The organism is Variovorax sp. TLI9-5A, assembly GCF_056867935.1.
Genome location: NZ_CP200310.1, coordinates 235,826 through 255,463, shown reverse-complemented (window position 1 = coordinate 255,463; position 19,638 = coordinate 235,826). Strand labels below are relative to the sequence as shown.

The window sequence follows — 19,638 nt, the reverse complement described above, 5'->3', positions numbered from 1 at the left end:
CCCGCGGGCGCCGGCGTTCAGGCAGCGGCTTGCAGGGAAGGCTTTGCGCCGAAGCTGATCTCGCCGGAGATCTGGCCGCCTTCCTCGATCACGATCTTGCCGTAGCGGATCTTGCCGGTGACCTTGCCGGTCGAGTGGATGACGAGCTTCTCGCGCACGGTGAGGCTGCCGTCGAACACGCCGCGGATCTCGGCGATGTCGATTTCGGCCGAGCCCTTGAAGGCGCCCTGTTCGGCGATCTGCATCAGGCGCGAGTCCATGGTGGCTTCGACGAGGCCTTCGACCACGAGCGTGTCGCAGTCGGTGATCTCCACGCCCTTGAGCTTGATGTTGGGGCCGACGGTGAGCTTGCTTCCGCCTTCCTTGGCGACGGGGGCTGCGGCCGCCGCGTTCAGGCCGCCTTGCTGTGCAGTGAGCGAAGAGGGATTGACGGGGGTTCCGGAGAGGTTGGTGCCCGAGCCGACGAGGGGCGCCGGGCGCGATGTCAACGAGTCGGTGTCGCGATCGCGCTTGCCGAAGAAGGGGGACTGTGTAGCCAAAGGGGAGCTCCTCAAGAAAGGGACTATCGTAAGAACGCACTCACGGCCTGCGGCACTTCATTGCGCAAGAAGCGTAACTGAATAAATCGATCGCGCGCATGACAATGTGGCGCCATGAGCTCTTCAAACGCCGAACGGAACGCAGCATCGCGCGCGATGTCGTCCACCACCGACTCGCGCTTCGACAAGCCCGCGCACGGCTGGCGGCGCACTCTTTTCACGGTGATCTTCGAGGCAGACACGCGCGCGGGGCTGTGGTTCGACCTCGCGCTGATCGCGGTGATCGTGGCCAGCGTGCTGGTGGTGATCCTCGACAGCGTGCAGTCCATACGCGAGCAGTGGCGCCCGGTGTTCAACGTGCTCGAATGGATCTTCACCATTCTCTTCACGCTGGAGTACATCGCGCGGCTGAGCTGCGTGAACAAGCCGCTGCGCTACGCGACGAGCTTCTACGGCGTGATCGACCTGCTGGCGCTGCTGCCGACCTTTCTCGTGGTCTTCGCGCCGGAGATGGGGCTGGGCTACCTCATCGACGTGCGCATCCTGCGCCTGCTGCGCGTGTTCCGCATCTTCAAACTGTCGCGTTACTCGGCGGAGTACCGCGCGCTGGTGTCGGCGGTGGCGGCGAGCCGGCGAAAGATCACCGTGTTCGTAGGCTTCGTGATGCTGGTGGTGCTGGTGATGGGCACGCTGATGTACGTGGTCGAGGGGCCGCAGCACGGCTTCACCAGCATTCCGGTGGCGATCTACTGGGCGATCTCGACGATGGCTACCGTGGGCTTCGGCGACCTCGTGCCCAAGACCGACCTGGGCCGCGCCATCGCCTCGGTGATGATGCTGGTGGGCTGGGGCGTGCTCGCGGTGCCGACCGGCATCGTGACCGCCGAGATGGCTCGGCGCGGCAGCGACGACGAATCGGCAGCGGTCCCGTTGGCGCCGCGCGGCGTTCTCGCGATGGTCGAACCGGCACCCGCCGCACCGGCAAGGAGGCTCACTCCTTCGGCCAGGCGACGCGCCCTTGCGCAGCATCGCCGAGGCGCGCGATGAAGACATCGGCCTCGGGCTCCGGCAGCGAGAAGGCGAAGGCCACGTCGTCGCCGTGCTGCACGCCTTCGAGCACCGCGCCCGCCGCCGCAAGCTCGCGCCGCACCAGTCCTTCGAGCGCATAGGGCACCGAGCAGCGCAGGCTGCGCTGGCGCAGCAGCGGCACCAGCGTGGCGCCGAGCAGGGCCTGCGCGATGGCGTCGGTGTAGGCCCGCACGAGGCCGCCCGCACCCAGCTTCACGCCGCCGAAGTAGCGCACCACGGTCGCGAGCGCGCCTTCTACCTGCTGGTGGCGCAGCACCTCCAGCATCGGCCGGCCTGCGGTGCCGCCGGGCTCGCCGTCGTCATTGGCGGCCGACTGGCCGCCCGCCATGAGTGCCCAGCACACGTGCGCGGCCGCGGGATGCTCCGCGCGCAGCGCGGCGACCACGGCCAGCGCGGCGGCGCGGTCGGCCACCGGCTGCACGCAGCCGATGAAGCGGCTCTTCTTGATGATCAGCTCGCTGTGGACGGGCTGTGCGAGCGTGAAGCTCATCGGCCGATGCGCTGCGCCGCGCTCAACCGCCGCCGCGCTCGAACTTGAAGACGGCCGTGCTGGCGCGCGCGTTGGGCAGCCAGCGCACGTCGCGGCCGTTCTGCAGGCCGAAGGCGTCGAGGATGCGCAGGTTGTTCTTTCCGGCCAGAACCTCGAAGTCCTTGAAGGTGCCGACGCGGATGTTGGGCGTGTCGTACCACTGGTAGGGCAGGCGCCGCGTCACCGGCATGCGCCCGCGCGCCACGCTCAGGCGATTGGGCCAGTGCGCGAAATTGGGGAAGGCGACGATGCCGATGCGGCCCACGCGCGCGGTCTCGCGCAGCATGACCTCGGCATTGCGCAGGTGCTGCAGCGTGTCGATCTGCAGCACCACGTCGAAGGAGGCGTCGTCGAACATCGCCAGGCCTTCGTCGAGGTTCAGCTGGATCACGTCCACGCCGCGGCGGATGCACTGCAGCACGTTGCCGTCGGCAATTTCCACGCCGTAGCCGGTGCAGCCGCGCTCGCGCTGCAGCAGGTCGAGCAGGGCGCCGTCGCCGCAGCCGAGGTCGAGCACGCGCGAGCCTTGCGGCACGAGCTCTGCGATCAATCTTTGGTGTTCGAGGTCGCTCATTGGAATTCCTTGGCGACGCGCTCGAAGTACGAGCGCACCACGCCCATGTAGCGCACGTCGTCGAGCAGGAACGCATCGTGGCCGTGCGGCGCGTCGATTTCGGCGTAGCTCACGTTGCGGCGGTTGTCGAGCAGCGCCTTCACGAGTTCGCGGCTGCGCGCGGGCGAGAAGCGCCAGTCGGTCTTGAAGCTCACGAGCAGGAACTTGGCCGTGGCATTCGCGAAAGCGGTGCTGAGCTTGCCGCCGTGGCTGCGCGCGGGGTCGAAGTAGTCGAGCGCGCGGGTGATCAGCAGGTAGGTGTTGGCGTCGAAGTACTCGCTGAACTTGTCGCCCTGGTAGCGCAGGTAGCTTTCGATCTGGAACTCGACGTCCTGCGTGGAGTAGCGGTAGTCGAGCCCCGCGGCCTCGCCTTCGACGGCGCTGCGCAGGATGCGGCCGAACTTCGCGTTCATTACGTCGTCGCTGAGGTAGGTGATGTGGCCGATCATCCGGGCGATGCGCAGGCCGCGCTTGGGCACCACGCCGTGCTCGTAGAAGTGGCCGCCGTGGAAATCGGGGTCGGTCACGATGGCCCGGCGCGCGACCTCGTTGAAGGCGATGTTCTCGGCCGTGAGGTTGGGCGCACTGGCCACCACCACGGCGTGGCGCACGCGATCCGGGTACTGCAAGGTCCACGAGAGCGCCTGCATGCCGCCGAGGCTGCCGCCCATGACGGCGGCGAGCGTCTCGATGCCGAGCGCGTCGAGCAGGGCGGCCTGGGCGTCGACCCAGTCTTCCACCGTGACCACCGGGAAGTCGGCGCCGTAGACGCGGCCGGTGGCGGGGTTGACGTGCATCGGGCCGGTCGAGCCGAAGCAGGAGCCGAGGTTGTTGACGCCGATCACGAAGAAGCGGTCGGTGTCGACCGGCTTGCCCGGGCCCACCATGTTGTCCCACCAGCCCTCGGAGCGGGCCTGGCCCTGGTAGACGCCCGCGACGTGGTGCGAGGCATTGAGCGCATGGCACACGAGCACGGCATTGCTGCGCTCGGCGTTGAGGGTGCCGTAGGTTTCGTAGGCGAGCGTGTAGCCGCTGATCGATGCGCCGCTGCGCAGGGCCAGCGGGCCTGCGAACTGCATCGACTGCGGAGTGACGACCAGAGGTGGTGACGACGACATGAATGAAAAACCCGGCCTCGCCAAAAACGAGCCGGGTCTGCCGCGCCTGTCTTTAGCTGAATTTATAAAGCGCCCGCAAGCTGAAGCAAATCGGCGCAAGGCAAAGTATATCCCCCAGGCTGCGCGCACTGCGTGTCGCTTCGCCAACCCCCTTGGGAAGGGGGCAACACCGGCGGCCCGGCAAAGCCGGTTCCGCGGTGTTCCTGGAAGGGGCCGGGCTCCGCCTTTTTCTTTTCTTACCAGCCGATGATCATCACGATGCCCAGCACCAGGAAGATCGCGGCGGAGATGCCGTGCACGAGCTTGATCGGCACCCGCCGCACGATCTTGTCGCCGAGCCACACCACGGGGGCGTTGGCCAGCATCATGCCCAGCGTGGTGCCCACGACCACCCAGAGGTAGTCGTGCGTGAAGCGGGCGGCGAGCATGACAGTGGCGATCTGGGTCTTGTCGCCCATCTCGGCGAGGAAGAAGGCGATCACGGTGGTGCCGAAGACGCCGAACTTCGAGGCGCCAGGGGCATCGTCGTCGTCGAGCTTGTCGGGGATCAGCATCCAGATGGCCATCGCGATGAAGGAGCCGCCCAATATCCAGCGCAGCACCTCGGGCCCGAGCCAGCGCGTGATGTAGTTGCCGACCGCGCCCGCAAGCGCGTGGTTGATGACGGTGGCGGCGAAGATGCCGAGGACGATGGGCCAGGGTTTCCTGAAGCGGGCGGCGAGCAGGAGGGCCAGGAGCTGGGTCTTGTCGCCCATTTCGGCGAGCGCGACGACGCCCGTTGCTACGAGAAAAGCTTCCATGATGATGTGGGGTTCCTTGGGCCGAAGGACGCAATTGACCGTGCAACACCTTCGGCCATATTCCCGAAGTTGCACGGTCAAAGGTCTCGCCAGGTGTGTTCACTGCACGCGCCATATCCTGGTGGGACAGGACAAGTCTGTTGACGCGGGCCCTTCTCGCAGATCGGAAGGCGGCTACTCCCCAATGACGGGCGGAATTCTACATCCGTGCGCGGATGTAGGGCGAAGGACCTCGCCAGATCATGAGAGTAAGCACTAGCCTTTGAATAGTTTTGACAGGTGCTACCTCAAGAAGCAATTTCCCGCTTGCAATTCGGATATTTCACCCATAATGCACGAGCCTCCCTCTTCATTTTGGTCGGGGGGCAGTTCGGTGATCGGTCAGTTTCGCGCGACTCGACGCTCTCGTTTGAGTGATGCTTTCGGGACTCCATCGCTTTTCTTGATGTGTTTATAGGAGTCCCTTGATGGGCAACAAACTGTACGTCGGCAACCTGCCTTACTCGGTGCGCGACGGAGATCTCGAACAAGCCTTCGGGCAGTTCGGCGCAGTGACCAGCGCCAAGGTCATGATGGAACGTGACACCGGCCGCTCGAAGGGCTTCGGCTTCGTCGAGATGGGCAGTGACGCGGAAGCACAGGCCGCAATCAACGGCATGAACGGCCAGCCCCTGGGCGGCCGCAGCGTCGTCGTCAACGAAGCACGCCCGATGGAAGCTCGCCCCCCGCGCAGCGGTGGTGGCGGCTACGGCGGCGGCGGTGGTGGTTATGGCGGCGGTGGTGGCGGTGGCTACGGCGGCGGTGGTGGCGGCTACGGTGGTGGCGGCCGCTCCGGCGGTGGTGGCGGCGGCTACGGCGGCGGTGGCCGCAGTGGTGGCGGCGGCGGTGGTGGCGATGGCGGTTTCCGCAGCCCCTACGGCGCTGGTCCCCGCGGCGGCGGCGGTGGCCGCTCGGGCGGTGGCGGCGGTGGTTACGGCGGCGGCAACAGCGGCTACTGATCCCTGCGACACTCCGAAGCACACTCAGACAGACAAAAGGCTCCCTCGGGAGCCTTTTTCTTTGGGCGATCGGTTGGGGGCCGGGCCGATCAGGCCTCGCCGCTTCGTTTCTTCCGCTCGCGCCCCTGCACCGCCCGGTCGAGCACGGCGTTCGGCAGCATGCGCATGATCTTGGCGACCACGCCCATCTGCCAGGGAATCACGCGGTAGCTGGTGCCGGCCTCGATGGCGCGCAGCGCCTGGGCGGCGAAGTCTTCCGCCTTCATGAGAAAGGGCATGCCGTAGCGGTTGCCCTGGGTGAGCGGCGTGTCGATGTAGCCCGGGCACAGGGTGACGACCTTGACGCCGCTCTTGTGCAGCTCGCCGCGCAGGCTCTCGCAGTACGCCACCACGCCGGCCTTGCTCGCGCAGTACGCGCCGTGCCCCGGCAGTCCGCGGATGGACGCCACGCTGCCGATGCCCACCAGCCTCCCGCTGCCGCGCTCGACCATCGCCTGCACGAAGGGATGGAAAGTGGCCATCAGGCCCACGTTGTTGGTCGCGAAGGTGCGCGCCATCACGTCGATGTCTTCGCGCTCCGCCGTATCGATGCCCACGCTGATGCCGGCATTGGCGATCACGACGTCGGGCAGCCCCTGCTGCTCGATGCAGGCGTTGCCGGCGGCGATGATGCTGTCGGTCTGCGCCACGTCGGCGCCATAGACCCGGTAGCGGTCCGCGCTCAGCTGGCGGGCGCTCGCCCACGCTTCGATTTCTCCCGTGCGCCGCGCGACCAGCGCCAGCCGGTAGCCCGCGTCGTAGAAGCTCGCGGCCAGCGCCTGGCCGATGCCGCTGGAAGCGCCGGTGATGAAGACGAGCGGGGAGCTGTTGGCCATGCGACGAATCTTCCTCAGCGCTTCTTTGCAGGCGCAGGAGCAGCCGCTGCTGCCGCCGACGGGATCAGCACGCCGCGCACCCGGCCGTTGAGATTGGCCACGCCAGTGAGGTTGTCGTAGTCCAGCGTGTCGCCAGTGAACTGGTCGGTGCCGCGGATCAGCGTGACCGGCTTGTTCGACGTGACGCGCTCGGTGTCGACGTAGGCATGCAGGAAGTCGCCGCGGAACTCCAGCCGCGGCGTGGGCTTGCCGTTCGGCCCCACCGACGGATCGCGGATGACGATGGCGTTGCCGAACAGCTGCAGCTCGCTGCCGTCGGAATTCGACAACCCGCGATCGGCCGTCGCGCGCGTCACCAGCCCCTCGGGCGACACCGAGCGCATGCGCACCTTGTCGACCTCGATGGTGTCGGTGTCGGGATAGTGCCGGCCTTCAGTGCCGTGCAGCTCGCTGCGCAGATCGCCGTTGGGCAGGAAGTTCTTGATGACGAAGTCGCGCATGAAATAGTCGGGCTCGTGCGTGGGCGCGACCTTGGGAGCGGGCTCCAGCAGCTTGGGCGCGTTGCGCACCAGCCAGTAGGTGCCGAGCGCGACTGCCGCCGTCAGGATGATCGGCAGATAGATCGTGGCGCGGTCCAGAACATCGCGCACCATGCCCCATGCGCGTTTCACGTTGCTCATGCGTCGGGCCCCCGGGCAGCGTCGAGCAGGACGCGGTACTGGCCGCAGGCCGTGAGCAGCAGGTCGCAGAACTCGCGCGCCGCACCCTCGCCGCCGCGAGCCTTGGTGACGTATCGCGCGATGCCGCGCACTTCCGCGTGGGCATTCGCCGGTGCCGCCGCAAAGCCCGCGCGCGCGAGCACCGGCAGGTCGGGCCAGTCGTCGCCGATGGCAGCGGCCTGCGCCCAGCCGAAGCCGAGCTGGTCGAGCATGGCCTGCGCAGCCGGCAGCTTGTCCTCGGTGCCGTAGCGCACGTGCTCGATGCCCAGCGCTTCCAGGCGCACGCGCAGCGGCTTGGAGTCGCGCCCGGTGATCACGGCCGGCACGATGCCCGCCTTGCGCAGCAGCTTCAGGCCGTAGCCGTCGAGGATGCTGAAGCGCTTGAGCGTCTCGCCGTGCTCGGTGAAGTACACGCCGCCGTCGGTCAGGACGCCGTCGATGTCGAAGAAGACGATGCGCACGTCCTGCGCGGCGAGCAATGTCTCGGCCTGGAACTCGAGGGGCATCAGATGACCTTCGCGCGCATCAGGTCGTTGGTGTTGATCGCACCCACGACCACGCCGGCGCCGTCGATCACGAACAGGCGGGTGATGCCGCACTGCTCCATGAGCTCGGCGGCTTCCACCGCCAGCGCGTCGACGCGGATGGTGCGCGGGTTGCGGTGCATGACGTCGACCGCCTTGGGGCTGCGCAGGTCGGCGCCGGCCTCGATCAGCCGGCGCAGGTCGCCGTCGGTGAAGATGCCCGAGGCGCGGCCGTCAGGCTCCACCACCGCCGCGGCGCCGAAGCCCTTGTTGCTCATGGCGCGCATCAGCTCGCTGATATTCGCGTCGGGCGCCACGCGCGGAACGTCCTCGCCCGAGCGCATGACATCGCTCACGTGGGTGAGCAGCTTGCGCCCGAGCGCGCCGCCCGGGTGCGAGCGAGCGAAGTCTTCCGAGCCGAAGCCGCGCGCGTCGAGCAGCGCCACGGCCAGCGCGTCGCCCATCGCCATCTGGGCGGTGGTGCTGGCGGTGGGGGCAAGGTTGAGCGGGCAGGCCTCCTTGGACACGCCCGCGTCGATCACGATGTCGGCATGGCGGGCGAGGGTGGATTCGGTGCGCCCGGTCATGGCGATCAGGGGCACGCCCTGGCGCTTGACGACCGGCAGGATGACGGTGAGCTCGTCAACCTCGCCGCTGTTGGAGATGGCGAGCACAAGGTCGACCGCCTTGATCATGCCGAGGTCGCCGTGGCTGGCCTCGGCCGGGTGCACGAACATCGCGGGCGTGCCGGTGGAGGCGAGGGTGGCGGCGATCTTGCGGCCGACGTGGCCGCTCTTGCCCATGCCCATCACGACCACGCGGCCGCGCACTTCGAGAATCTTGCGCACGGCCTCGACGAAGCTGGGGCCGACGCGGCTCTTCAGGCCGGCGACGGCTTCGGCTTCGATGTCGAAGGTGAGGCGTGCCCGGGCCAGGATGGCTTCGGGGTCGACCACGGGGGCCGGGGCGGGACGGGAGCTCATCGCCGGATTTTACGGGCCAGAGCCTTGCCCCCACGGCCCGCCCCGTACCCGCCCGTTGGTGGGCGGGCCGGCGTCGCTCGGTGTCCTCCCGGACGCGCCGCGCACGGCTCTTGCTCTAGCATCGGCGCCTATGTCTTCGTTCGATCTCACGCTGTTGTACTTGCTGGCCGCGGTGATCGGCGTGGTGGCGTGCCGCTCCCTCAAGCTGCCGCCGATGCTGGGCTATCTGTCGGCCGGCGTGCTGATCGGGCCGCACGCCTTCGCGCTGGCCCAGAACACCGAGGGCATCCAGCACCTCGGCGAGTTCGGCGTGGTGTTCCTGATGTTCGTGATCGGGCTGGAATTCAGCCTGCCGAAGCTGCGCGCGATGCGAAAGCACGTGTTCGGGCTGGGCCTGCTGCAGGTGCTGCTGACGATGTCCATCGCCACTGTCGGCGCGCTGCTGATCGCCCGGTTGCTGCTGCCCCCGACATGGCAGCTGGGCTGGCAGACCGCGCTGGCGCTGTCGGGCGCGCTCACCATGAGCAGCACCGCCATCGTGGTCAAGCTGATGGCCGAGCGGCTCGAACTCGAGAGCGAGCACGGCAAGCGCGTGATGGGCGTGCTGCTCTTCCAGGATCTGGCGGTGGTGCCGCTGCTGGTGCTGATCCCGGCGCTGGGCGCGCCGCCCGAGGCACTGGCCAAGGCGCTGGGCCTGGCGCTCTTGAAGGCGAGCTTCCTGATCGGCGTGCTGCTCTACGGCGGCCCGCGCGTGATGCGCTGGTGGCTCACGCTGGTGGCGCGGCGCCGCAGCGAGGAGCTCTTCATCCTGAACGTGCTGCTGATCACGCTCGGGCTGGCCTGGCTCACCGAGCTGGCCGGCCTGAGCCTGGCGCTGGGCGCCTTCATCGCGGGCATGCTGGTGTCGGAGACCGAATACAAGCACCAGGTCGAGACCGACATCCGCCCCTTCCACGACGTGCTGCTGGGGCTGTTCTTCATCACCGTGGGCATGTCGCTCGACTGGCATATCGTGGTCGAACGCTGGCTGCTGGTGGGCGTGCTGCTGCTGGTGCCGCTGGCCTTCAAGCTTGGGCTGGTGACGGTGCTGGCGCGGGTGCTGGGCGCCACCTCGGGCGTGTCGCTGCGCACCGGCCTCTACCTCGCGCAAGCCGGCGAGTTCGGCTTCGTGCTGCTGACGCTGGCGCAGGAGCGCAGCCTGCTGCCGCCGTGGCTGGCCAATCCGGTGCTGGCGTCGATGGTGCTGTCGATGCTCGCGACGCCCTTCATCATCATGTACAGCAACGCCATCGTGCGAAAGCTGGTGGCCAGCGACTGGCTGCAGCAGTCGCTGCAGATGACGACCATCGCGCGCAAGACCATCAACACCGCGCAGCACGTGATCATCTGCGGCTACGGGCGCTGCGGCCAGAACCTGGCGCGCATCCTGGAGCGCGAGGGCATTCCGTACATGGCGCTCGACCTGGACCCCGACCGCGTGCGCCAGGCCGCCGCCGCCGGCGACTCGGTGGTGTTCGGCGACGCGGCGCGGCTGCAGGCGCTGATGGCCGCAGGCCTGGCGCGCGCCAGCGCGGTGGTCGTGACCTACCTCGACGTGCCCGGCGCGATGAAGGTGCTGGCCAACACGCGCGCCCATGCGCCGCACGTGCCGGTGATCGTGCGCACGCAGGACGACCATGACCTCGAGAAGCTGCAGGCCGCAGGCGCCACCGAGGTGGTGCCCGAGGCCATCGAGGGTTCGCTGATGCTCGCCAGCCATGCGCTGGCGCTGGTCGGCGTGCCGATGCGGCGCGTGATCCGCGTGGTGCAGGACCAGCGCGACGCCCGCTACAACCTGCTGCGCGGCTACTTCCACGGCGCCGACGACGACAACGCCGACGAGATCGACCACGAGCGGCTCAACAGCTTCAGGCTCGACGCCGGCGCGCGCGCCATCGGCCAGACGCTGCAGGCGATGGCGCTGCACACGCTGGGCGTGCGCGTCGCGAGCCTGCGCCGCCACGACGGCCAGCCGCGCACGCTGGCCGACGACACGCTGCTGTCGGAGGGCGACACGCTGGTGCTCTCGGGCAAGCCTGCCGCGCTGGCGATGGCCGTCGATCGGCTGCAGAAAGGCTGAGCGGCGGCAAGCCGCTCTGCGCCGGGATGCTCAGTTGATGAGCGTCGGGTTGCGTTTTTCTTCCTCGAGCCGCTGCTGGCGCCGCACCGCTTCGCACTGCGCGTGGGCCTTGTACTCGGGCTTCAGGCACTGGGCAGCCATGCATTGCGCCTTGGCGATGAAGTTGCGGTCGCCGCACATGGCGGCGGGCTCGGCCGGGGCTGCCGGAGCTGGCGGCGGGGCGGGGGCGGCAGCCGCAGGCGCGGGCTCCGCTGCGGGCGGGACCGGTGCGGCGGCGGTCGCCTGCTTGCGCGGTTTGGCGGCTGGCTTGGGCGCCGAGGGGGCCGGTGCGGTCTCGGCTGCGGGCGCCGGCTGTTCGGCGGCTTGGGCATCCGCCGCGGCGGGCTCCGCGGGCGGCGGTGGTGGCGGCTCGGCCGCGGGCGGCGGAGCCACGGGAGCCGGTGCTGCGGCGGGCGGTGCTGCCTCCTCGACGGCCGCGGGCGCCTTGCGCGTTCCGTAGCCGGACCAGCCCGCCACGATCATCGCCACCGCCAGCAGCAGCAGGCCCACCCACAGCAGGATCGCGCGCTTGCGCGGCGGCCGGTCGACCGGCGCGGGCTTGCGGATCTTGACCCGGGGTTTCTTCACTCTCGCGGGCGACGGCGCCCAGTTCGACTCCAGCCCCTGCGGCGTGGCCGGCGGCGCGGGAACGCGCGGCGTGCCGTCGTCATGCAGCATGAAGACGGTCTGCTCGTCGTCGCTGTGCAGCGGCGCGGAGGCTGGCGACCTGCTGAAGAACGACTGGCGCGCCGGCGGTGGCGCCGAAGGAAGCTCTTCCAGGGGGGCGGGAATGGTCGGCGCACGCAGTTGGGCGGGTGCCGTGGTGGCCCATTCGCGTTCGGGGGTCGGCGGCGGCGGGATCCGGTCTCCCGCGGCGGACAGCTTGATGCCGCAGCTCCTGCAGAAATTCGCGCCGTCACGGTTCTCCGTGCTGCAGACCGGGCAGATCAAGGCCATGGCTTACTTACTGACTACTTCTTGCTTCTCGAGGTCCTGAACTGAAATGGCTTGCCTGCATCCGTAGGATCGATCCGGCGGCGGGCGAGTGAGGCGACCTTCCTGCTCAGGTCACCGCGACGCGCTTGGAGCGGTGCGCCATGCGCTTGGAGATCACGCCGCCGAGGGCCATCGCGATCTCCAGCGCCATGTTGGGCTGGCGGTTGGACATCTCCGCGAAGCGGATCGCGGTGAGCCGCCACACGCGGCCCGCGCCGGTGACCACCACGTTGGCCGAGTGCGGCTGCCGCGAGAAGAACGAGCCTTCGCCGACCACCGAACCCGCGGTGAGCACGGCGAGCTTCATCTGTTCCTTGCTGCTGACGCGGTGCACGCTGATGGCACCGCTCTCGACGAAGAACACGGAGCGGTCGGGAGTGCCCTGTTCGATCAGCACGTCGCCCACGCCGGTCTCGATCGGCTGCAGGTAACCCGCCAGCGTTTCCCACTGCTGGACGTTGAACGTCAACGCGAACGCGTCGGTGTTGATGTTCTCCGCGATGGCGCGGCTCAAGTTCTGGATTGACATGTGTTTCTCGGCCCCCGCATGTGAGCCGAAGTATCCGCGATGGCCGCGAACTTCGGCTACAAGTGTTTACGCTTTTCGCGGGCGCCTGCCGCTATCTGTGGCTATTTACCAATGCAGAAGCGCGAAAAGATGACGCCCAGAAGATCGTCCGCGCCGAACTCGCCCGTGATCTCGTTCAGGGCGTTCTGCGCCAGGCGCAGCTCCTCGGCCAGCAGGTCGAGCAACTGAGCCTGCGCCTCCAGGTGGCCAGCCGCCAGCGCCAGGTGCGTTTCGACCCGGGCCAGCGCCTGCACGTGGCGCGCGCGTGCAAGGTACACGCCCTCGGGCACGGCCTGCCAGCCGGCCATGGCCAGCAGCTGCTCGCGCAGGGCTTCGATGCCCAGGCCGGTCTTGGCGGAAAGGGCGATGCCCTGTTCGGGGTGGGCCGCGGGCGCCGCGTCCTGCTTGTTCCAGACGTCGAGCACCGGCACGCTCGCGGGCAGCTTCTGCCGCAGGCCGGCCAGGATTTCGGCGTCGGCGGCGGCGTAGTCGGGCTGGCTCGCGCGCGTCAGGTCGTGCAGGAACAGCACCGCGTCGGCACTCTCGATCTGGCCCCAGGCGCGCGCCACGCCGATCTGCTCGACCTCGTCGCTGCTCTCGCGCAGGCCGGCGGTGTCGGCCACGTGCAGCGGCACGCCGTGGATCTGGATGGTCTGCGAGACCACGTCGCGCGTGGTGCCCGCCACAGCGCTCACGATGGCCAGTTCCGCGCCGGCCAGCGCGTTGAGCAGCGAACTCTTGCCCGCGTTGGGCTGCCCCGCGATCACGACCTTGATGCCCTCGCGCAGCAAAGCGCCCTGGCGCGCGCGCTGCTGCACGGCGGCGAGCTGCGACTGCAACTTCGCCAGCTGCCCCGAGGCATCGGCCTTCTGCAGGAAGTCGATTTCCTCCTCGGGAAAGTCCAGCGTGGCCTCCACCAGCATGCGCAGGTGGATCAGCGCGTCGCGCAGCGTATGGATCTCGCGCGAGAAGGCGCCCGACAGCGAGCGCCCGGCGCTGCGCGCGGCCGCCTCGGTGCTGGCGTCGATCAGGTCGGCGATAGCCTCGGCCTGCGCCAGGTCGATCTTGCCGTTGAGGAATGCCCGCTGGCTGAACTCGCCGGGCTCGGCCACGCGCAGGCCGGGCAGGCGGGGGCGGCCGGAGATCGGGTCGGGCTCGGCCGCCGCCTCGAGGCAGCGCGCCAGCAGCAGTTGCAGCACGACCGATCCGCCATGGGCCTGCAGCTCGAGCACGTCCTCGCCGGTGAAGGAGTTCGGCGAGGGAAAGTGGATGGCCAGGCCGTGGTCGACCGGCTCGCCGTCCGCGTCGCGAAACGGCAGGTAGGTGGCCTCGCGCGGCTTGAGCGCGCGGCCGCAGATCGCGTCGACCAGCGGCGCCAGCCTGGCGCCCGACACGCGCACGATGCCGACCGCGCCGCGCCCCGAGGCGGTGGCGATGGCGACGATGGGATCGGAGGTGCGGGCGAGCATGGTGATGCGGATTCTTTCAGCAAAAAGGGCCGCTGACGCGGCCCTTCGTGGGATGGCTTGGAGCTGTCGGCCGGCTTACTTGGTGCCGAGCACGCCCAGGCGCTTGTTGATGAACCACTGCTGCGCGATCGACAGCACGTTGTTCGTGATCCAGTACAGCACCAGGCCGGCCGGGAAGAAGATGAACATCACGCTGAACGCGAGCGGCATGATCCACATCAGCTTGGCCTGCATCGGATCGGGCGGCGTCGGGTTGAGCCAGGTCTGGAACAGCGACGTGGCCGTCATCACGATCGGCAGGATGTACCAAGGGTCGGGTGCCGACAGGTCGGTGATCCAGCCGATCCAGGGCGCGTGGCGCATCTCGACCGACGACAGCAGCACCCAGTAGAGCGCGATGAACACCGGGATCTGGATCACGATGGGGAAGCAGCCGCCCATCGGATTGACCTTCTCGGTCTTGTAGATCCGCATCATCTCCTGCTGCATCTCCTGCGGCTTGTCCTTCAGCCGCTCGCGCATTTCCATGATCTTCGGATTGATGGCCTTCATCTTGGCCATGCTGGCGTAGGCCTTGGCGTTGAGCCAGTAGAAGGCCGCCTTCAGCAGCACCACCAGCGCGACGATGGACCAGCCCCAGTTGCCGATCAGGCCGTGCAGCTGGTTCAGCAGCCAGTAGAGGGGCTTGGAGATGATCGCGAAGACGCCGTAGTCCTTCACCAGATCGAGGCCGGGGGCGATGGCTTCGAGCTTCTTTTCTTCCTCGGGGCCGGCGAACAGCGTGCTGTTCACGACCTGCGTGGCGCCGGGCGCGATCTTCGGCAGCGTGGCCACCATGGCGATGGAGAACTGGTTGTCACCCAGGTCCTTCACGCGGAATTCGCGGCGCAGCTGCTCGCTGGCCGGGTCGCCCTTGAGCAGCCAGGCCGAGACGAAGTAGTGCTGCACCATCGCGATCCAGCCGTCGTTGGCCGCCGGCGGCGGTTCGACCTTGCCCTTGGCGATGTCCTTGAAGTCGAGCTTGTGGAACTTCTTCTCGTTGGTGTACGCGGCCGGACCTGTGAAGGTGTTGGTGCCGAACATGGTGCTGGCGGCCACGGTGCCATGGCGCTGCAGCTGCATGTAGAGCTGCGCGTCGCGCGGCTGGTCGCTGGTGTTGACCACTTCGTGGCGCACGCCGATGGCGTAGTCGCCGCGGTGGAACACATAGGTCTTGACGTACTTCAGGCCGCCGACGGGGGCGCTTTCGAAGCTCACTTCCAGCGTGTTCTGGCCGTCGGCCATCTCGCGCGGGCCGGACCTGGGCGTCATCTGCGTCAGGTGGTTGGGAAAGCGCTCGCCGGTGTCGACCTGGTTCAGCAGGCCGGTCTGCGCGACGTAGCGGGTGGCGGGCGAGCCGTTCTCGAACAGCACCACGTGCTTGGTGCGGTCGGCTTCGTCGTACTTGCGCAGCTCGAGGTGGTTGACCGTGGCGCCTTCGCTGTCGATGGTTGCCTTGAACAGGTCGGTGGTCACGTTGACCTGCTCGCGCGGCGCGGCCGCGACGGCCTGCGTGGGGACCGCCCCCGCGTTGCCGCTACCGGATGCGGCCGGCACGCCGTTGCTGCTGGCTGCGGGGGTGGTGGTTGCGGGAGCGGCGGCCGTGGCGGCCGGCTTGGTCGACGGCAGGAAGGTCGGCTTGTTGCCGTTGAAGACCTGCCATTGGTCCCACAGCAGCACCAGCGAGAAACCAAAAATCACCCACAGTATCGTGCGGCGGATATCGTTCATGACGAAGACTTCTTGTCGGAAGAGAGAAGAGACGAAAACAGCGATCCTGACCTGTCAGTGCGACGCTGCGATTTCGATGGAACCGGATCGTGGCCGCCCTGGCACCAGGGCTGGCAGCGCGCGATGCGGTGCAGGGTGAGGTAGCTGCCCTTGAGCGCGCCATGCACCTCCAGCGCCTCGATCGAATACACGGAGCAGGTCGGCGTGAAGCGGCACGACTGGCCGAGCCAGGGGCTCAGCAGCAGGCGATAGGCCTTCACGATGCCGATCAGCAGGCGTTTCATGGCGAGGGGGAAGGGGCTGCGGCCGACGCGGGAGCGCGCGCGGCCCTTGCCAGCAGTTGCTGGAGTTCGGCGCGCACGGCGGCCTTGAGCTTGTCCGAGGAGGCGCTCACGAATTCCTTGCGGTCGAAGCCCGCGCGCAGCCGCACCACGTGCGCGGCACGCGGCAGGCCCGCGCCCGATGCGGCGCTCACCGAATAGATCTGGCGCTTGATGGCGTTGCGCGTGACGGCGCGACGCGCCCAGCGCTTGGGCACCATGGCACCCAGCCAGACGTCGTCGGACGCGAACAACGGCTGTGCGCTCGATGCAAGATCGAGCGCACAGCGGTGCAATGCGAAATGAGCAGTGCGCGCCACGGTGGCACCTGCGAGGACGGCCTGGAATTGCGCGCGGGACTTGAGCCGCTGCATGGAAGCCGGGCCGCTTGTGTCATGCCTGCCCGGGCCGGAAGCCCCGGCGGATGAAGCTGGCGCTGACGGGTCGGCTGCTGGCAACGGCAGGTGGGCTGCCGTCAGACGGCCAGGCGCTTGCGGCCCTTGGCGCGGCGTGCGTTGATGACGGCACGGCCGCCGCGGGTCTTCATGCGGACCAGGAAGCCGTGGGTACGGGCGCGGCGGACTTTGGATGCTTGGTAGGTGCGTTTCATGGTGATTTCCTAATTCCCTGTTCGCGCTGGCCCTTCGCGCTTTCTCGTTTGAAAGCCTGAAGTACCTGCGGGGCGCCGGGCGAGCGTGTTTCGGATGGCCCCCGAAAGACGCAAAGAGGTTTTCAGGGAAACCCGCAATTATCGCAAACATTGGCGCCCGGAACAATCTTCGAGCAGATTTGCGGGCCTTTCGACACACTCGCCGGCGTGTGGATAAGGTTTTGACAAGTTAGAATGCCCGGCGCCTTCCAGCAGAGAATATCCACAATACCTATACCAAAAAATGCCCGAGGGTCTCATCACTTTTTCGTACGCTCATGTCGACTGACGGCATCGGCGAAAGCCTCTGGCAAGCCTGCGTCGACCAGCTCGCGCAGGAGCTGTCCGAGCAGCAGTTCAACACCTGGATCAAACCCCTGACGGCGCAGGTCGCCGACGACCTGTCGCGCATGACGGTGTTCGTGGCCAACCGGTTCAAGCTCGACTGGATCCGTGCCCAGTACGCCGGCAAGATCGCCGCCATGGCCGAGAAGATGTACGGCCAGCCGGTTGCCATCGAGTTAGCGCTTGCTCCTCGAGAAATCCCCGTGCGTGCTGCGCCCGTGGCCGTCATGACCGAGACGGACGTGCCGCGCGACGTGGCCGGCCCGGGCGAGGAGCCGGCGGCCGCCGGCTTCAAGAACCGCCTGAATTCCGGCCTCACCTTCGACACCCTGGTCGAGGGCACGGCCAACCGCATGGCCCGCGCCGCGGCGATGCACGTGGCCGGCATGCCGGGCCATCTGTACAACCCGCTTTTCATCTACGGCGGCGTCGGCCTGGGCAAGACCCACCTGATGCATGCCGTGGGCAACCGGCTGCTCGCGGACAAGGCGGACTCCAAAGTTCTCTACATCCACGCCGAGCAGTTCGTCTCGGATGTGGTCAAGGCCTATCAGCGCAAGACCTTCGATGAGTTCAAGGAGCGCTACCACTCGCTCGACCTGTTGCTGATCGACGATGTGCAGTTCTTCGCCAACAAGGATCGGACGCAGGAAGAATTCTTCAACGCGTTCGAGGCCCTGCTGGCCAAGAAGTCGCACATCGTGATGACCAGCGACACCTATCCGAAGGGGCTGGCCGACATCCACGAGCGCCTGGTTTCGCGCTTCGACTCCGGCCTCACGGTCGCCATCGAGCCGCCCGAGCTCGAGATGCGCGTGGCCATCCTGATCAACAAGGCGCGCGCCGAATCGGCCGAAATGCCGGAAGAGGTGGCCTTCTTCGTCGCCAAGAACGTGCGTTCCAACGTGCGCGAGCTCGAAGGCGCGCTGCGCAAGATCCTCGCGTACTCGCGCTTCAACCAGAAGGAGATCTCGATCGCCCTGGCGCGCGAGGCGCTGCGCGACCTGCTGTCGATCCAGAATCGGCAGATCTCCGTCGAGAATATCCAGAAGACGGTGGCCGACTACTACAAGATCAAGGTCGCCGACATGTACAGCAAGAAACGCCCGGCCAGCATCGCGCGGCCTCGGCAGATCGCGATGTACCTGGCCAAGGAACTCACGCAGAAGAGCCTGCCGGAAATCGGCGAGCTGTTCGGCGGGCGCGATCACACGACGGTGCTGCACGCGGTGCGCAAGATCTCGGGCGAGCGCCAGCAGCTCACCGAACTCAACCAGCAGCTCCACGTGCTCGAGCAGACGCTCAAGGGCTGATCAGTCGGGAAGAAGCCGGATGTCATCGGGGATGCCCCCCGCGACAGCGGAGAATGGCACCTTACATGCTGATTCAAAGAGATAGGAAGAGGAAGAAGACATGATCGTTTTGAAGGCAACACAAGACAAGGTCCTCGCCGCGCTGCAGTCGGTGGCGGGCATCGTGGAGCGGCGCCACACCTTGCCGATCCTGGCGAACGTGCTGATCCGCAAGACCGGCGGCCAGCTGCAGCTGACCACGAGCGACCTCGAGATCCAGATCCGCACCACCGCCGAGCTCGGCGGCGACGAAGGCAACTTCACCACCACCATCGGCGCGCGCAAGCTGATCGACATCCTGCGCACCATGCCGGCCGACCAGACCGTGAGCCTCGAATCCAGCGCCAGCAAGCTGGTGCTCAAGGGCGGCAAGAGCCGCTTCACGCTGCAGTCGCTGCCCGCCGAAGACTTCCCGCTGGTGCAGGAAGCCGCCAACTTCGGCCCCGTGTTCAGCGTGCCGCAGAAGACGCTGAAGGACCTGCTCTCGCAGGTGTCGTTCGCGATGGCCGTGCACGACATCCGCTACTACCTGAACGGCATCCTGTTCGTTGCCGAAGGCAAGCAGCTGAGCCTGGTCGCCACCGACGGCCACCGCCTGGCCTTCTCGTCGGCCACGCTCGACGTCGAGGTGCCGCGCCAGGAAGTGATCCTGCCGCGCAAGACCGTGCTCGAAATGCAGCGCCTCTTGTCCGACGCCGAAGGCGCCATCGAGATGCAGTTCGCGAACAACCAGGCCAAGTTCAGCTTCGGCGGCATGGAGTTCGTCACCAAGCTGGTCGAAGGCAAGTTCCCCGACTACAACCGCGTGATTCCCAAGAACCACAAGAACACCGTCACCCTGGGCCGCGCGCCGCTCCTGGCCAGCCTGCAGCGCACCGCAATCCTGACCAGCGAGAAGTTCAAGGGCGTGCGCCTGAACATCGAGCCGGGCACGCTGCGCATCGCATCGAACAATGCCGAGCAGGAAGAAGCCCAGGACGAACTCGACATCGACTACGGTGGCGACACGATCGAAATCGGCTTCAACGTGACCTACCTGATCGACGCGCTGTCGAACATGGACCAGGACATGGTCAAGCTGGACTTGGCCGACTCCAACAGTTCGGCCTTGTTGACCATCCCCGAGAACGCATCCTTCAAGTACGTCGTGATGCCGATGCGTATCTAGCAGACAGACCCCGAAGCGCCTTGCGCACACAGCCCGCGGCCCTCCGCGGGTTTGCG

Annotated in this window: 21 protein-coding genes and 1 riboswitch; of the genes, 5 read left to right on the top strand and 16 right to left on the bottom strand. The window is 67.5% G+C overall.

Going from position 1 to position 19,638, the window contains the following annotated elements:
• Positions 1-17 precede the first annotated feature (17 nt).
• Positions 18-539, bottom strand: coding sequence for a bactofilin family protein (locus AC1VNX_RS01245; RefSeq protein WP_483155115.1), 522 nt, complete (start codon positions 537-539; stop codon positions 18-20).
• 114 nt (positions 540-653) lie between these two features.
• On the opposite strand from AC1VNX_RS01245, the gene AC1VNX_RS01240 reads away from it, so the two are divergent.
• Positions 654-1,586 (top strand): ion transporter, encoded by a 933-nt coding sequence (locus AC1VNX_RS01240; RefSeq protein ID WP_483155114.1) that lies wholly within the window; start codon positions 654-656, stop codon positions 1,584-1,586.
• Here the strand turns inward: AC1VNX_RS01240 and AC1VNX_RS01235 are convergent.
• From AC1VNX_RS01235 to AC1VNX_RS01220, 4 genes are all read right to left on the bottom strand, one after another.
• Positions 1,531-2,118, bottom strand: coding sequence for an IMPACT family protein (locus AC1VNX_RS01235; RefSeq protein WP_483155113.1), 588 nt, complete (start codon positions 2,116-2,118; stop codon positions 1,531-1,533). The genes AC1VNX_RS01240 and AC1VNX_RS01235 overlap by 56 nt on opposite strands.
• Positions 2,119-2,140: 22 nt before the next feature.
• Positions 2,141-2,731 carry a methionine biosynthesis protein MetW gene (metW, locus tag AC1VNX_RS01230; RefSeq protein WP_019653681.1) on the bottom strand — a complete coding sequence of 197 codons (591 nt, stop codon included), beginning with the start codon at positions 2,729-2,731 and terminating at the stop codon, positions 2,141-2,143.
• Positions 2,728-3,888, bottom strand: coding sequence for a homoserine O-succinyltransferase MetX (gene metX, locus AC1VNX_RS01225; RefSeq protein ID WP_483155112.1), 1,161 nt, complete (start codon positions 3,886-3,888; stop codon positions 2,728-2,730). The genes metW and metX overlap by 4 nt, the downstream gene beginning before the upstream one ends.
• A gap of 236 nt (positions 3,889-4,124) precedes the next feature.
• Positions 4,125-4,688: a TMEM165/GDT1 family protein gene (locus AC1VNX_RS01220; protein ID WP_483155111.1), complete on the bottom strand. Its 564-nt coding sequence runs from the start codon at positions 4,686-4,688 to the stop codon at positions 4,125-4,127.
• Positions 4,689-4,696: 8 nt separating this feature from the next.
• Positions 4,697-4,883: riboswitch (yybP-ykoY riboswitch) on the bottom strand.
• A 272-nt stretch (positions 4,884-5,155) separates the two neighbouring features.
• Between AC1VNX_RS01220 and AC1VNX_RS01215 the strand changes: the two genes are divergently transcribed.
• On the top strand, positions 5,156-5,686 hold the full coding sequence (locus tag AC1VNX_RS01215) for an RNA recognition motif domain-containing protein (protein ID WP_483155110.1): 531 nt from the start codon (positions 5,156-5,158) through the stop codon (positions 5,684-5,686).
• An 89-nt stretch (positions 5,687-5,775) separates the two neighbouring features.
• Here the strand turns inward: AC1VNX_RS01215 and AC1VNX_RS01210 are convergent, their stop codons facing one another.
• Genes AC1VNX_RS01210 through AC1VNX_RS01195 form a run of 4 tightly spaced genes read right to left on the bottom strand, consistent with a single transcriptional unit; the run spans position 5,776 to position 8,787 of the window.
• On the bottom strand, positions 5,776-6,561 hold the full coding sequence (locus tag AC1VNX_RS01210; protein ID WP_483155109.1) for an SDR family oxidoreductase: 786 nt from the start codon (positions 6,559-6,561) through the stop codon (positions 5,776-5,778).
• 14 nt (positions 6,562-6,575) lie between these two features.
• A complete protein-coding gene (gene lptC, locus AC1VNX_RS01205; protein ID WP_483155108.1) occupies positions 6,576-7,241 on the bottom strand; it encodes an LPS export ABC transporter periplasmic protein LptC in 666 nt (221 codons plus the stop codon).
• Positions 7,238-7,786, bottom strand: coding sequence for a KdsC family phosphatase (locus AC1VNX_RS01200; protein WP_483155107.1), 549 nt, complete (start codon positions 7,784-7,786; stop codon positions 7,238-7,240). Before AC1VNX_RS01200 ends, lptC begins: the two co-directional genes overlap by 4 nt.
• Complete coding sequence (locus AC1VNX_RS01195) at positions 7,786-8,787, bottom strand: KpsF/GutQ family sugar-phosphate isomerase (RefSeq protein ID WP_483155106.1); 1,002 nt, start codon at positions 8,785-8,787, stop codon at positions 7,786-7,788. Before AC1VNX_RS01195 ends, AC1VNX_RS01200 begins: the two co-directional genes overlap by 1 nt.
• Positions 8,788-8,917: 130 nt before the next feature.
• Here AC1VNX_RS01195 and AC1VNX_RS01190 point away from each other — a divergent pair, with 130 nt between their 5' ends.
• Complete coding sequence (locus AC1VNX_RS01190) at positions 8,918-10,906, top strand: monovalent cation:proton antiporter family protein (RefSeq protein ID WP_483155105.1); 1,989 nt, start codon at positions 8,918-8,920, stop codon at positions 10,904-10,906.
• 30 nt (positions 10,907-10,936) lie between these two features.
• Here AC1VNX_RS01190 and AC1VNX_RS01185 read toward each other — a convergent pair whose 3' ends face one another.
• The 7 genes from AC1VNX_RS01185 to rpmH all read right to left on the bottom strand — a co-directional run bounded on the left by AC1VNX_RS01185 (position 10,937) and on the right by rpmH (position 16,678).
• Positions 10,937-11,902, bottom strand: a complete 966-nt coding sequence (locus tag AC1VNX_RS01185; protein WP_483155104.1) for a zinc ribbon domain-containing protein — start codon at positions 11,900-11,902, stop codon at positions 10,937-10,939.
• A gap of 106 nt (positions 11,903-12,008) precedes the next feature.
• Complete coding sequence (locus tag AC1VNX_RS01180) at positions 12,009-12,470, bottom strand: Crp/Fnr family transcriptional regulator (protein ID WP_483155103.1); 462 nt, start codon at positions 12,468-12,470, stop codon at positions 12,009-12,011.
• A gap of 101 nt (positions 12,471-12,571) precedes the next feature.
• The gene (mnmE, locus tag AC1VNX_RS01175; RefSeq protein ID WP_483155102.1) at positions 12,572-13,978 is read right to left on the bottom strand and encodes a tRNA uridine-5-carboxymethylaminomethyl(34) synthesis GTPase MnmE; all 1,407 of its coding nucleotides are present in this window, start codon (positions 13,976-13,978) and stop codon (positions 12,572-12,574) included.
• Between the two features lie 75 nt (positions 13,979-14,053).
• Positions 14,054-15,748 carry a membrane protein insertase YidC gene (yidC, locus tag AC1VNX_RS01170; protein ID WP_483155101.1) on the bottom strand — a complete coding sequence of 565 codons (1,695 nt, stop codon included), beginning with the start codon at positions 15,746-15,748 and terminating at the stop codon, positions 14,054-14,056.
• On the bottom strand, positions 15,745-16,032 hold the full coding sequence (gene yidD / locus AC1VNX_RS01165) for a membrane protein insertion efficiency factor YidD (protein ID WP_483155100.1): 288 nt from the start codon (positions 16,030-16,032) through the stop codon (positions 15,745-15,747). Before yidD ends, yidC begins: the two co-directional genes overlap by 4 nt.
• On the bottom strand, positions 16,029-16,442 hold the full coding sequence (locus AC1VNX_RS01160; RefSeq protein ID WP_483155099.1) for a ribonuclease P protein component: 414 nt from the start codon (positions 16,440-16,442) through the stop codon (positions 16,029-16,031). Before AC1VNX_RS01160 ends, yidD begins: the two co-directional genes overlap by 4 nt.
• A 101-nt stretch (positions 16,443-16,543) precedes the next feature.
• On the bottom strand, positions 16,544-16,678 hold the full coding sequence (gene rpmH / locus AC1VNX_RS01155) for a 50S ribosomal protein L34 (protein ID WP_007834827.1): 135 nt from the start codon (positions 16,676-16,678) through the stop codon (positions 16,544-16,546).
• Between the two features lie 317 nt (positions 16,679-16,995).
• Here rpmH and dnaA point away from each other — a divergent pair, with 317 nt between their 5' ends.
• Together dnaA and dnaN are read left to right on the top strand one after the other, a co-directional pair.
• Positions 16,996-18,375, top strand: a complete 1,380-nt coding sequence (gene dnaA / locus AC1VNX_RS01150; protein WP_483155098.1) for a chromosomal replication initiator protein DnaA — start codon at positions 16,996-16,998, stop codon at positions 18,373-18,375.
• A 100-nt stretch (positions 18,376-18,475) separates the two neighbouring features.
• Positions 18,476-19,582: a DNA polymerase III subunit beta gene (dnaN, locus tag AC1VNX_RS01145; protein WP_125950241.1), complete on the top strand. Its 1,107-nt coding sequence runs from the start codon at positions 18,476-18,478 to the stop codon at positions 19,580-19,582.
• The last annotated feature ends 56 nt before the right edge of the window (positions 19,583-19,638 follow it).